The following is a 14,313-nucleotide window of genomic DNA, read 5'->3' on the forward strand; positions in this document are numbered from 1 at the left end:
AAAACGGGGCTACTCGGGGCGAACGGAAAGCGTCGTACGGAATACGTCGCCGTAATTGTGCCCATCACTACTAAGCCTGCGACGCCTGCAGTGCATGGTCGAGGTCGGCGACAATGTCCTCGACGTCCTCGATACCGACCGATACGCGCACGTAGTCTGGCGTGACCCCGGTTTCGCGTTGTTCCGCTTCCGTGAGTTGCGAGTGCGTCGTCGAAGCCGGGTGGATCACCAGGGTCTTGGCGTCGCCGATATTAGCGAGATGGCTGGCCATCCGAACCGAATTGATGAACCGTATGCCCGCGTCGCGTCCGCCCTTGATGCCGAACCCGATGATGGCGCCCTGTCCCTTCGACAGATAGGTCTGCGCGTTGGCGTAGTCTGCATGACCGGGCAAACCGGGATAGTTCACCCACGTTACGGCGGGATGCCGTTCCAGGAACCGGGCCACGGTGCTGGCGTTCGAACAGTGTCTTTCCATGCGCAGGTGAAGCGTCTCGAGTCCGAGGAGAAACAGAAACGCCCCGAACGGGCTCATCGCCGGCCCGGTGTCGCGGAGCCAGTGCGTGCGGATGTGCAGTATGTAGGCGATGTTGCCGACGGGCCGCAGCGCCTCTTCGAGGACCAGACCGTGATACGACGGGTCCGGAGCGCAGAACTCGGGCCACTTCTTCGGTTCTCGTGCCCACGGGAACTTGCCGCTGTCGACGATCACGCCGCCGATGTGGACGCCGTGGCCGCCGATGAATTTCGTCGTCGAGTAGATCACGACGTCCACGCCGTGATCGATCGGTCGCAGGAGACACGGTGTCAGCACGGTGTTGTCGCACAGCACGGGCAAGCCGAGCGCGTGCGCGGCCTCGGCTATGGCGCGAAAATCCGGTACGTCGTTCTTCGGGTTGCCTAGGCTTTCGAAGTAGACGCAGCGCGTATTGGCGTCCACCAGGTCTTTGATCTTCTCCGGGTGGTGCGGATCGAAGAAGCGCACCTCGATGCCGAGCTGGCGGAAAGTCTGAGTAAACAGCGTCCACGTGCCGCCGTAGAGACTGGTGGCGGAGACGAAGTTCTGGCCGCTGTGGCAGATGGTCAGGATGGCAGCGGTGATGGCAGACTGCCCCGAGGCAAAGGCGAGCCCGGCGGCACCGCCGTCGAGGGCGGCCAGCCGCTTTTCGAGCACGTCGTTGGTCGGGTTCATCAGACGCGTGTAGATGTTCCCGAACTCCTTGAGGGCGAAGAGGTTAGCGGCGTGCTCGGTACTCTCGAACACGTAAGAGCTCGTCGCGTAGATCGGTACGGCACGGGCACCCGTGGTCGGATCTTTCTCCTGCCCCGCATGTACGGCGAGGGTCCCCAGCCCGGGGGTTCGCGGTGTATCGGTGCTCATGAAGACCTCCTTGTCCGACTCCAGCAGTTAACCTCAATCCGAGCGGAATTCCACCGAAGGAGTGTACATGACCTGGCGGTCGTCTCTAGACGATGAAAACGCGGTGCCCTCTGCGGGGTCGGGGTCGGAATCGCTATCGGGATCGAGGGAATCGGATCGATACCGATGCCGATGGCTGCCCGCCATTGCGCTTGCGCGCCCCCGGTTCCACCCACCCCAATTTTCGAAGCGGCGGGCGACATCGAGAATGGACGGTCGTCGAACGACGGGCATCGTCCGCGGCGCGCACCGCATCGCAACCGTCCGGAGGACCTCTCCGGGCGTTCCGCGAATTTTCGGGGGGCCCGCCGTCACCGAGAAGAGAGGGTCTTCCATTGGGATTGAGGTCGATCGCACGGCGGCGCCAGGGCCAGCCTCTGGGCGCCCGGTGTGCTATTTACCGGTCGTGCCCAAACGTCCTTCGCGTCCCGATGCGCCCGGGTTGTTCGCTGCCGCCGAAAAGCAGCGCCGCCAGCAGGCGGCGCCGCTGGCGGAACGGATGCGCCCCCGGACCCTCGCCGAGATGGTCGGTCAGACGCACCTCGTCGGGCCCGGGCGGCTGCTGCGCGAACTGATCGACGGGCAGCGATTGCACTCGCTGATTCTCTGGGGGCCGCCGGGGACCGGCAAGACGTCGCTGGCGCTGCTCATCGCGCACACGACACAGGCTTACTTCGTGCGCTTCTCGGCGGTCTTGTCGGGGGTCCGCGAATTGCGCGAGTTGATCGACGAAGCGCGGGTTCGACTCCGCGACAGTGGCCAGCGCACGATCCTCTTTGTCGACGAGATCCACCGCTTCAACAAGGCGCAGCAGGATGCGTTTCTCCCCTATGTCGAGGACGGCACGATCACGCTCATCGGCGCAACCACCGAGAACCCGTCGTTCGAAGTCATCGCGCCTTTGCTGTCCCGCACCTCCGTGCTCGTCCTGGAGCCGTTGCCGGAAACCGGTGTGCGGGACCTGCTCGAGCGGGCGTTAGCCGACGGGGAGCGCGGCCTCGGCACCCTTGGTTTGCGCGGTGAACCAGCGGCGCTGGCCTTCCTTGCGCAGCACGCCCGTGGCGATGCCCGGCTGGGCCTGAACGCCCTCGAAGCCGCGGCCAACCTCGCCGTGACCAAGCGGGAGAGCGTCATCACGCTGGCCCTTGCCGAGGAAGCCGCGCAGCACCGCGCGCTGCTCTACGACAAGGCGGGGGAGGAGCACTACAACGTCATTTCGGCATTCATCAAGAGCCTGCGCGGCAGCGATCCCGATGCGGCAGTGTACTGGATGTTGCGCATGCTCGACGCGGGCGAGGACCCGCTGTTTATCGCGCGCCGGATGGTCATCTTCGCGGCCGAGGACATCGGCAACGCCGACCCGCAGGCGCTGCAGGTGGCAGTCGCGGTCAAGGACGCGTTTCATTTCGTCGGCTTGCCCGAAGGCCGCATCCCGCTTGCCCAGGCGGCGACGTATCTGGCCACGGCGCCGAAGTCGAATGCGTCTTACAAAGCCATGCTGGCGGCGGCCGACGACGTGAAGACTCACGGCGCTCTTCCCGTGCCTCTCCACCTGCGCAATGCCCCCACTTCCCTGATGAAAGAACTCGGCTACGGGCGCGGCTACAAGTATGCGCACGACTACGAGGGCCACGTGGTGGGACAGCAGCATCTGCCCGATGCGCTGTGCGACCGCCGTTACTATGCGCCGTCCGAAGAAGGCGCCGAGCGCGCGATCAAGGAACGCCTCGAGCGCTGGCGGCAACGCAAGGGGCGGGCCTGAGGGTGTTTTGGGGTCCGGGGCGGAGTGCGGCGTTCCAGTCGCTTTCAACCGCCCGCGGTTCTTGATACGCGGAGGTACCATGGCAGACATTTCTTCCGAGTCCCGCGGCGGTGGCGTTGTCGGGAAGGTTGTCGTCCTCGTCCTCGTTGCGCTGCTGGTTCTTGCGGTTCCGCTGACCCTCCATTTCGGCCAGAAACGGCACAACGAGTTGGGCTTCGACGTGGAGCGGGCATTCCCCGAGAGCCGCACCATCGTACCCGGAGAGGCGTACGCAAACACGGCGATAGCGCTCATCGAGCACGAGTTGAACGGTATTACCGGTTGGCGCCCGAACGATTTCGTTCTGTGGGGTCCGCGGCTGTGGGCCGACAACAACTCGAATCGCCAGCTCGGCATCGTACAGGCGCTGCGGGAGAGCACGCGCGTGTTCAAAGACCATCTAACCAAGGTCTCGAGCGACGAGTTCGACCGGAACCTGGTTGCCGCCGACACCGCGATACGAAACGACGCCGAGAAATTCTGGTTTCCCTCGGCGGAGAGCAAGCTGCGCGAAGGGGCGCGCCACTTGCGCGCTTACGTCGACGGGCTCAAGACGGTGCCGCCGGCGTCGCGGCCGATCAACTTGCGCAACGTCGAGCTGATTCGTCTGTATCAGGCGTGGACCGACCTGCTCGGGGCGGCGCACGCGACCCTGTTCCGGCCGGCAACCGGCTTGTTCACCAGCGACGACGATTTCTACCGCGCGCAGGGTTTCGCCCACGTGCTGCACCATCTCGGACTCGCCATCGGGCGCGAGTACAGGAAGGAGCTGACGTCGCGGCCGGTCGTCGCCACGCTGGCCGCCGAGGCGAACGCGGCGCTCGGCAAGGCCGCGGTCATGAAGCCGATCGTCGTTCTGGACGGCAGTCCGACCAGCGTCTTCGCCAATCATCGCCGCAACCTCGACGCCTACATCAACGAGGCGCGGCAGAAGATGTATTCGATTCGGGAGGAATTGGAGAAGTAAGGATTACCCGGCGGGTGGATCGTTGCGAAGTTGACGTAATGCCCCGATATTGGACCTTCGATCCCTGCTCTGGCGGGCCGGATCGGGGTCGGTTTCACCGCCGCTTTGTCTCCGAGCAGCGGCCTATTGCGGGTCGGCAGTCGGTGTCAACGCCCGGAGCCATAGTTTCGGGCAAGGCTCGGCCGTGCTGAGCCGGGGTGGCGCTGCTCGTGGATCGGCTGGAGCAACCACGCCCGCCAAGCCTACCTCGATCGGCTGGTGTGTAATGCGCGCTTCGCCATCGTGAGCACGCTGCGCGTGAAGAATTTTGCCTCGCGGGTGCTCGCGCGCGTGCTCCGCCGCTTACCTGCTTTGCGTCACGATGGGACGCAGCGGGTTCTTCAACCTGTCCCTCGCCAAAACTTCATCCCCGCGGCTTTCGGTAGCTTCTCGCCAATCGTAGCAGTGGTGCAGGCCGCCGAGTCGCGGGAGCGAAGCAACCATCGCCCTTGGCGGCGGGCGACTCGGGCCGTGTCGCCGACCCCGTCAGCCGCTTCGCCATCCTCCGCCTGCGCGACATCCCGGTCGCCTTCTCCCGCAAACGGGTGATAACATTTCCTCTCACGTACCTACGATTGGCGGTGGAGGGCGTAGTCCCCTCATCGTATCGATTGCACTCCACGGATCAGGATGTAAACAATCAGTCTGCTCAGAATTCCCAATCAAAGACGGTATCACCCCAGGAAGGCGATCCGTTGCCGCCGTTATTGCCACCGGAACCGCCGCCTGCTGACCCGCCGGGTGGCGGTGTGCTCTGTGGTGGTGGTGTGCTTCCTGGTGGTGGAGGGCCGGAACTCCCGCCGCCCGGACCACCGCTTGCTGGACAACGCCTTTTTGTTCCGCCACCTTGTCCACCATGGCCCCCACCGCCGGTTGGTGCAAAGCCGCTCGGGTCAATGAAGTTTATCGGGTCGGCGAACGCATAGCTGTACAGATTCGTGTCTTGCCCAGCGAAGAGAATCGGGTCCTTTGTCGTCCAACGCCCGGTTGCAGCATCGTAATCGCGTGCGCCGAAGCGCGTGAGTTTGGTATTGCGGTCATAGATGCCGCCCGCAAACCCGAACGGCTGGAAACCCGGATTGCTATCCGCCGTCACCACGCCGAACTCGTCGTAGTCGAGCCGCTGCGCAATCGCGCCCGTCGTCGCGTCCACCACCAGCCGCACGCTGCCCCGATGATCGGTAATGAAACGATACAGCACGCCATTTTTCATCATGTAATCGGGCACATTGAAACGGCTGCCATAGACGAAGCGGCTGACGATGTTGTTGCTCCCGTCCAGTTCGGCGACGGGCTCGATTTCGTCTTGATACAAGAAGCCTTGCATCAGTGTGTTGTTGACGCGCTTGCCGATGCGCCGGTTTTGCCCGTCCATCACGTATTCCAGCTGCGTCGCGTTGGGTAGCGTCACGTTGCGGAGACTGCCCAGCACATCGTAGCGGTACTGCGTGGTAGCCGCGCTCAGTGTTTTGCTCTGCAATTCGCCGTTGGCGCTGTAGGTGTACGTGATCGGGCCGTACTGCGTCAGGCGGTCTTGTGCGTCGTACACCGCGCTCGTGATGTTGCCGCCGGCGTTGATGCTCGTACGGTTGTCGTTGCTGTCATAGCCGCAGGCGACCAGCGGTTGAGTCGCGCCGTTGAGCGCGATCGTGCTCAAACGCCCGGCCGTGTCGTAGCCGTAAGCATACGTCGTGCTCACGCCGCCGATGGTTTCGACCTTCTGTGTCATGCGGCCCAGTTTGTCGTAGATGAAGTGCGCATCGTAAAGCGGCGTGGCGTTGAAATGTGCGGTGTAGCCAGCAAGTTCCGCGAAGTCGGTGTAGCTGCGCGTATCGGTGATGTTGCCGAGGACCGTGCCGACGATGAAGCCGCTTTGCGCATCACGCGTCAGCGTCAGCGCCCCCGCCTCGGTGAGCAGGCCGTCGTCGTCGTAAGCGAAGTTGACGGTGTTCGCGTTGTTGACGCTCTGCGACGCGACGCGGAAGTTGTTCTCGAACGTACGGCCGACAGTCCCCGCTACCGTGCCGGCCCAGGTTTGGCGCGTGCGCAGGAAGCCGTCGTACTCGTACGACAGCGTGTCACCGCCGGGTGCGGTGATGCTGGTCAGTTGTCCGGTCGTGGCGCTGTAATCATAGCCGTAAGTGCCGTCGGGCACGGTTAGGGTCTGCAAGCGCCCAGCCGCATCGTACGCAAGAGTGAGTTGCAGCGCATCGGGACGCGCGATGCTGGTCAACTCGCGGTCGAGGTTGTAGCTGAGCGTCGTCGTGCTGCCGCCTCCGACCGTGGGTGCGGTGTAGGAGGCCAGCAGATCATCCGCCGTGTAGGTAAAGACGTGCGCTGGCCGGCCCGGGGGTGTAAGCGAAATCCGGTTCCCTTTGGCGTCATAGCCGAAGCCGATCACGCGCGTATCGGGCAACACCCGTTGCGTGACCCGCCCCGCCAGGTCGTAACGAAACACGGTCACCCGGTCGAGCGCGTCGGTGACGGACTCCAGAAGGCCGGCGGGGTTGTATGCGAACGTGCTCGTGCGCGCATCTCCGCCGATGCCGAAAGCGCGGGTCGCCAACCGTCCGCGCGCGTCATACGTCGCGGCCAGCGGGTTGAGACTTGCGAACTGGAAACGGGTCGAGCGGCCTTGCGCGTCAATCACCCTCGTCGATTGCCGGTTGAGCGGCGACGTATTCACGAAAGTTCGATTCGCGCTCGTGAAGGCCGAGGTGAAGGCGAGCCCGTTGATCGTCGTCGTGTCGATTTGCGTCGTGAGGCTGAACGGATCGCTCGGCGTCGAGAGCGTAACGGCGCGGGCGAAACTGCGAGCAGACACGAGCGCGCCGGGCGTCGTGATCGTGGTACTGGTGGTCAGCGGCGCTTGCAGTTTCCAGCGCGGGTCGCCGCCGATTTCCGTCTTGGTGACCGTGCCGTCAGGGTCGGTGAAGGCGCGCAGGCCGCTGGCGCCTTCAAGCACGCTGCGTTGCGTGCCATCGGGCAGCGTGTTGATGCGGTTGCGGTCGAGAGTGCCGAGGGTTTGCGTGCGGAACTCCGCGCGTCGGTTCAGCGCCGTGTTGTGCGTGACGGTGAAATCCAAATCATCCCCCGTGCGCGCGAGGGTCTGGAAGCCCATTGCCGGATCGTCGTCACGCGTCAAGCGACCATCGGCGTCATACGTGAACACGTTTTGCTGATCCCGCGGATCGGTTGCGCTGACCATCTGGCCGCCTGCGCTGTAGGCGAATTGATACCGTTCGTTGTTCGGATTGGTGATTGCCGCCAGATAGCCGTTGTCGTCGAGCGTGAGGGTGGTCAGTTGATTGTAGGGACTGAGAATCCCGGTCGGTTGTCCGCTGCCGTCGCGCTGAATTGCGGTGACGTTGTTGTCGCCGTCCGTGACGCCGGTCAGCCGTCCGGCGCTATCGTAAGCAAAGGCGTAAAGCGTTGCGTTCGTCAGAGTGTGGACGGTGCTGAGGTGTCTGCCGCTCGCGTCGAATTGGAAAAGGTGTGTTCCGTCTTCCGAGGGGATGGCAAGCTGGCTATTTGTGAAACCAGGCAGCGGCGACGAGATGCGACGCACACGGCTTTCGTCGAAATCGAACGTGAACCCGCCCACCGTGTAGATGCTGCCATCGGGTGCGAGGCCAATGGCCGCCAGCCGCATCTGCGCCGCCAGGGCCGGTCCTCCGTCTCCCTGTGAGCCAATTTGGCCAGTGCCGGCGACGCCCGTCACAATGCCGTCCGTCCCGATGCGCTGGACACGCCCTCCATTCGGGTAAACGTATGTCACGACATACAGCGAGCCGTCCTGTCCGAGAGCCATGGATCCCGATTCGATCTGATTGGCCGCGCGAAATATGAAATTCGTCCCCAGGGCGGGAAGCCCATCCGGCGAACTGCCGTAGACGCCAGTGCCGGCGTAGGTCGAAATGATGCCGTCGGTCGCAATTCGGCGGATGCGGTTGTTATCCTGGTCGATAAAATACACACTGCCGTCGGGGGCGGCGACAATATCGCCGGGATAATTGATTTGGGCTTGCGTGGCGGGACCTCCGTCACCGCTAAAGCCGTTTGTGCCGTTGCCCGCGATGGTGGTGATGATGCCGTTCGGGTCAATCCGGCGGATGCGCTGGTTGAGCATGTCGCTGAGATAAACGCTGCCGTCCGCCGCCGGATAGAAGCGCGTGGCATTGCTGAGATGCGCGTCGCGCGCGGGGCCGCCGTCGCCGCTGAAACCATCTACGGCAAGACCCGCCACACGGTGAAGGATGCCAGTTGGCATAATGCGCCAGAGATTGCGCCCGCCGCCGACGTAAAGGCTCCCGTCGGCGGCAGTGGCAACGCGAACTACGCCGCCGAACGACGCGCTTGTTGCCGGACCGCCATCGCCGCACGGAAAGTTGGACGGCGCGCAGCCGCCGCCGTTGCCCGCGATGGTGTTGACGATGCCGTCGGGCGTGACTCTACGAATGCGAGCGTTGCCTGAATCGGCAACATAGACGCTGCCGTCCGGTCCAACGGCGACACCGTAGGGAAAGTTGAACCGCGCATCCCGCACCGGTCCGCCGTCGCCAAAGAAGCCGCTCAAACCGCCGCCGAACGTTTCGATGACGTTGCTAACGGTCTGCACATTGCGGCGTTTGCCGTTGCCTTCGTAGAGTGTGTGCCCGACCGGATCGTACGCGTGATGCTCGCTCAGCGTCCAACCACCGAGCACTTGCGGCGGCGCGGAGTAGGCTCCGAGCAGCAGGCGTTGGCGGCGATGAATCGTTATCTCCTGCCGCGTATTCACCGTGATGGGCACGCCGTTGCCGTTGTACCCGAAGGCGGCGACGTTCTGGTACACGCCGTCGTAGACGTTGCCGATGTCGATCGTCAGCTCCTGCCGGCCTTGCACGTCGCGCCCGTAGGCGTCCTTGCCGTCCCAGGTGAAACTGGTAATTTGATCGGCCTGCGCCGGAAACACCGAACTCTGAATTTGTCCGGCAATGCTCACGGTCAATTCGATGCGTTTGAGCGGGCCGGCCAGCGTCGCGCCGCTCAGGGGAATGCGCGCCGTGTAGTCGCTGCTCCGCCCGCGCGAGCGGGTGCTGTCGTAGCGCAGGAAGAAGGGTGTGCCGGTCAGGTCAATCTCTTCGCTGAGCCGCTGGTCTTGCATACCGAGGATACAACCGGAGCATTCATCCGAGCCGTTCGGCCCCCCGCCACCGCCGCTCCCACCGGATGAAGCCGGCCCGCCCCCAGGCGGAGCGGCGCCAGCCGGCGGTCCGTAACCGTAGTTGGAGTCCCAGGGAGAGAAGTGACTCACCGGCACGCGCCACAGCGATTGACCCACGCTGAACGACGCGGCGAGTTGTTGCCGCTCCGGCGTGTCGACGCCAAGAGCGGCCAACTCGGCTTCGCTCGCGGGCGTGCCGTTACCGGCGATGTCGATGTTGGCTTGCCCGCCTGTGACCGACAGGACCTTCACGATGCGCCCGTTGATTGAAGGCAGCCAGATGCCCTGCTGCTTGTCGTAATAACCGGACGGCACACTGGTTCCCACCGGGAAGTCAAGGAAGTTTTCGTTGTACTGCACCACCGGCTGATTGAAGCTGACGGCCAGTGCACCCGCCGCGACCGCTTCGTCCAGGCTGTATTCCACTGCATAGGTGTAGGCGCTGGTGGCGGGCAAATCCCCCGGCATCGCATTTGGGCCGTTCACGCCGACGGTGTACTCGGTGAGCCGCACGTGCAAACTCGTCAGCGGCTGCGTCGAGCCGTCCGGCAGCTGCATCGTCGCGCTTGTGCCTTGCTTGAAGAGCAGGACGGCTCTCCGGCTGCCGTCGCTGTCGCCGGATACCGACCCGAACGCGACTTGAAGGGGGACGTTGGCGTTGAGATCGATCAGCGTCACCCGGGGGTCGTAGCCGAGCATCACGACGGTCGGAACCGTGACGTAATCCTGCCAGGGCAAGGTCATCTTCCGCTGCAGCGGAAGATGACCACCCTTCTCGTACTTAACCGTCAACACACCGCCGCCGTTCACCGCCATGTCGAACATGCCGTCGGCTCGCGAGAACGTCTGCCCGAACTCGGGACGGTTGAGGATTGTGATCGCTACGCCAGCGAGTGGATCGTTGTTGCCATCGAGCACCTTGCCGCGCAACACCACCGCCCGCGCCGGATCGATGGTGCTCGGCGCGACGCCCGTCTGAATCGGGTCCGCGCCCGAGTAGAGAAACGCGGTGGCATCACCGACGGCGGTGCTGGCAATCGCTCCGAGCGTTGGGGCAACGTCGCGCGGGTCGGGCGGCAGCGCCCGGGTGGGCGTGGCGGTCGGGTCCACGGCGCCCGTCGGCGAGGCCGATGCGTCGGGCGTCGGCGTCACAGTGCGTCCGGTAGCGGTGAACGGCGGGCTCGGGGCCAGAGTCAACTCGATCACCTTCAGAACGTCGGCCACCGACACGCTGCCGTCGTCGTTGGCGTCCTTTGTCTCGCAGGTCTCGCACGGGTCGCAGAACAGCGCCGTTATGGCGAGATCGATATCAGCCGCCTCGATCCTTCCGTTGCAGTCGAGATCACCCGCACGGGTAAAGAACGGGCCGGAGACGCAGGCAGAAACAGGGCAAACCGCGGCTTTTGCCGGGGCGGCGAGCGCTCCCGAGTCGGGTAACCAACGGGCGCCTGCGACACAGAATCCGCTTGCGACGGCAACGCCGAGGATCGACACCCCCGGCCGCCCTAGAAGAAAGCGCCGGATTCGGGTGCGTAGGTGATCGAGCCACGTCATGCAAATTACTTGCGCCATGCGGTCTCGTGGAGAGTGGCACGTTGGCAGGAGTATGGGAAACGCCATTATTCTTCGAGTTGGGATCTTCCGCGACGTAGCTTCGGATTGAGAGCGCATGACACTTGACAAGTAGATGCCTTCGAAGAACTGCCACCGCGCGTCGAGCCAGTGCTGCGGTCGGGAGTGCTGGGCGCACGCGGGCGGCCCCGCGCCCACCGGTACCGGGCGGGGGCCGGGACTCAGTGGGTGTCGGCCGAGCGCATAGTCCGTGTTAGCTGGAGTATTTAACGTAACATCCCATATCAGAGCGGTGGCGTTGTCGTTGTGCTGTTTGACGCGTAACGCGAGCGTCTTGAGCGCGCGCTCCAACAGGAAACACGCGTGCGCGTCGAGCATGCCACCGTGGTTGACGGCATATTCGGTGACGCGCGCGATGACGGCTCGCGAGGCGACGACGAAGCCGGCATTCAGGTCGCTATGCCCGTTGAGGTACTTCGTCGCGCTGTGGATGACGACGTCGATGCCGCTGGCCAGCGGGTTCTGGTTTATCGGGGTGGCGAAAGTGTTGTCGGCGACCGTGAGCACCCCGTGGGCACGCCCGAGCTGCGCGATGGCGTCCAGGTTCACGACGCGCAGCAGGGGGTTGGACGGGGACTCGACGTAAATCACCCGGGTTTCGGGCCGTATTTCCGCCGCGAATTCGTCGACCGTACGCGCAAAGGATATGGCGACGCCGATCCGTTTCAGCTCCTGGGTAAGAAGGAATGTGCCGCCGAAAAGTTCGGTCTGGAAGATCACGTGATCGCCGGGTACGGCATCCGGCCCTTCGTCTGACGCTGGCCGCCGACTGTCGCCGGGGTGACGGATTCCGTGGGGTCATCATAGGGTTGTAGGCGAAGCCCGCGCTCTGGATCTGCTTTGCAATTTGGAGTCGTACGCCCTAGGGCTCTTGTTCTCCAGGGCTTGTAGTACGTGAGTCAAGTTCTCACGCCGCCAATTTCGCCTCCCGAATCAAGTCATCGATGGTGCCCTGCATGCGATCGAAGTCACGCCGCAGCCGGTGATTGCCGGGTGGCGCTGGCCCCAGCACGATCGACAGTCCCGGGCGGAGCAGCCGTGACATCGTGCGGGTGAAGAACAGCGCGGTGCGTAAGCCGCTGTCGGTGAGGGAGTAGCGATTGGTTTTGGGCGCTCGCGCGATGATCCCGCGCAGACGCAGGCGGCGCAACTGATAGCTCATGCTCCCCGGGGTGATGTCGCTCGGAGCTTTGCCGAGCAGGGGCGCCCAGTGCTGGCGCAAATCGCCATTGCGAAACCCCGTGGGCATGAGGTGCAGGTGCACCAACGCGCAGAGGAGGGCCTGCAGTCGCGGATCATCAAAGTGCAGAGCGGAGACGCGCTGGCCGTTGATCTCCTTGGGCTGCGTCAGATCGGTCCACGCGGCTTCGCCCAGATGGCAGTCGTGACTGACGTGTTCGACGCTGAGCAGGCGTCGGTTGGCTTGGAAGCCGACCTGCCGCAGGGCGGCGAGGTTCTGCAGTCGCTTGCCGATGCCGAAGTCGCGCGGGTTGTTGGTCGTGCCCAACGCAGATCGAACATTGAATCTTCGATCTGCTCGGGCCATCATGCGGCTATGGATTATCACCAGCGCGCGCTATCGCAAACTCTAGCTCGCGCCACGCGAACGTTCCCGGCGGTGCTGGTGACCGGATCGCGGCAGGCGGGCAAGACAAGCCTGCTGCTGCACGACTTTGGCGAGACGCACCGTTTCGTATCGTTCGAGCGCCCTGATGTTCGCGCGCGAGCCCTAGCCGATCCCGTCAGTTTCCTTGCCGAGCATTCCCCGCCGGCAATCCTCGATGAGATTCAATATGTTCCCGAGCTGCTGCACTACATCAAGGAACTCATCGACGGCGACCGCCGCCCCGGACGGTGGCTGTTGAGCGGGTCGCAAAGCCTACCCTTGATGCGCGGGGTCAGTCAGACGCTTGCCGGTCGCGTGGCTGTCGTGCGCCTCGATCCGCTGTCAGTCGCCGAGGCACGGCGCGCGCCTCTGCCGGCGAGCGTCGACGAGGTCTTGGCTCAGGTGTTCAACGACCCGCCGGCGGCGGTTGCCGCGGTGGACGTCGGCGATTGGTTGCTGCGTGGCGGCTATCCCGAGATCGCCACCCGCCCTGAAGTCGATCGCCGCCTGTGGTTTGCCAGCTACATTCAGACGTATCTCGAGCGCGACGTACGCGACCTTGTTCAGGTCGACGACCTGCGAACCTTCTCGCGCTTTCTCAGCCTGGCGGCGGCGCGCACGGCGGGAATCCTCAATCTCGCGGACTTCGCCCGCGACGTCGGCGTGGCGCCGCCAACAATCCGTCGCTGGGTATCGGCGCTCGAAGCGAGTGGGATCGTCCATCTGCTGCCGCCGTATCATCGCAATCTCGGCAAGCGGATCATCAAGAGCCCGAAGCTTTACTTCGTCGACGCGGCGCTGGCTGCGTTCCTAATGGGCTGGCACGAGCGCGATGCGCTGGTGCGCGGTCCTGCGTTTGGAGCCTTGGTGGAGACGGCTGTCGTGGGCGAGTGGCTCGACCTGTTCCGCAGCCAGGGAGAGCCGCCACCGCTGTACTTCTACCGATCGCCGGGATTAAAAATCGACCTGCTGATCGAGCGTAACGCCAAGCTGTATGCGATCGAGGTCAAGGCAACGGCAACGCCGACACCCGCACATGCAGGGTCGCTGGCGCGTTGGCTGGATCTCGTTGGCGAGCCGATGCATGCCGCAGTCGCATGCCGGGTCGACCGCATCATTACCCTTCGCCCGGGGATCCGCGCCGTTCCGTGGCACTTGGCACGAGCGTGACCATCAGCCTCTTGCGACGCGGAGCCCGTGAACTACTCTCCTGAACCCGGAAAACACAGTTGAACCGCGGATGAACGCGGATAGACGCCGATAGGGCGGGAATCCAAAAAGATTGGAGGATGACTGTTGCGGAGTTCGACGGACAACTTCATGCGACTGGCCGCCGTTGTTTGTCCTTTGAATCCGCGCGCATAGTCCGTATTAGCTGGAGTATTTAACGTAACATCCCATATCAGACCTTCGAGCACGCTCCTTCCGGAACTGATCCGGGCCGGTTTCACCGTCGCCTTGCCGCCGAGCAGCGGCTTATTGCGGGTCGGCAGCCGGTGTCAACGCCCGGAGCCATGGTTTCGGGCAAGGCTCGGCCGTGCTGAGCCGGGGTGGCGCTGCTCAGGGGCGGTATTCGTCAGCCGTCCCGAATCCAGGCAGCCATGGAGGGGGGCGCGCTGCCTGCCGGCCGAAGCCTCGGCGA

The 14,313-nt window shown here is 64.0% G+C and carries 7 protein-coding genes; 3 read left to right on the plus strand and 4 right to left on the minus strand.

The window, feature by feature from the left end:
- Positions 1 to 70 precede the first annotated feature (70 nt).
- Positions 71 to 1,381 (minus strand): O-acetylhomoserine aminocarboxypropyltransferase/cysteine synthase, encoded by a 1,311-nt coding sequence (locus L6Q96_22080; GenBank protein ID MCK6557238.1) that lies wholly within the window; start codon positions 1,379 to 1,381, stop codon positions 71 to 73.
- Positions 1,382 to 1,817: 436 nt separating this feature from the next.
- Positions 1,818 to 2,015, minus strand: a complete 198-nt coding sequence (locus L6Q96_22085; protein ID MCK6557239.1) for a hypothetical protein — start codon at positions 2,013 to 2,015, stop codon at positions 1,818 to 1,820.
- Here L6Q96_22085 and L6Q96_22090 point away from each other — a divergent pair.
- The gene (locus L6Q96_22090; protein ID MCK6557240.1) at positions 1,920 to 3,182 is read left to right on the plus strand and encodes a replication-associated recombination protein A; all 1,263 of its coding nucleotides are present in this window, start codon (positions 1,920 to 1,922) and stop codon (positions 3,180 to 3,182) included. The two genes, L6Q96_22085 and L6Q96_22090, sit on opposite strands and share 96 nt — an antisense overlap.
- A gap of 79 nt (positions 3,183 to 3,261) precedes the next feature.
- The gene (locus L6Q96_22095; protein ID MCK6557241.1) at positions 3,262 to 4,188 is read left to right on the plus strand and encodes a DUF2333 family protein; all 927 of its coding nucleotides are present in this window, start codon (positions 3,262 to 3,264) and stop codon (positions 4,186 to 4,188) included.
- 688 nt (positions 4,189 to 4,876) lie between these two features.
- Here L6Q96_22095 and L6Q96_22100 read toward each other — a convergent pair.
- Positions 4,877 to 11,785, minus strand: a complete 6,909-nt coding sequence (locus L6Q96_22100; GenBank protein MCK6557242.1) for a PLP-dependent transferase — start codon at positions 11,783 to 11,785, stop codon at positions 4,877 to 4,879.
- A 187-nt stretch (positions 11,786 to 11,972) separates the two neighbouring features.
- Positions 11,973 to 12,572: a hypothetical protein gene (locus tag L6Q96_22105; protein ID MCK6557243.1), complete on the minus strand. Its 600-nt coding sequence runs from the start codon at positions 12,570 to 12,572 to the stop codon at positions 11,973 to 11,975.
- Between the two features lie 111 nt (positions 12,573 to 12,683).
- Here L6Q96_22105 and L6Q96_22110 point away from each other — a divergent pair, with 111 nt between their 5' ends.
- Positions 12,684 to 13,841: an ATP-binding protein gene (locus tag L6Q96_22110; protein MCK6557244.1), complete on the plus strand. Its 1,158-nt coding sequence runs from the start codon at positions 12,684 to 12,686 to the stop codon at positions 13,839 to 13,841.
- Positions 13,842 to 14,313 lie beyond the last annotated feature (472 nt).

It is taken from the genome of Candidatus Binatia bacterium, from assembly GCA_023150935.1.
Taxonomy (GTDB): domain Bacteria; phylum Desulfobacterota; class Binatia; order HRBIN30; family HRBIN30; genus JAKLJW01.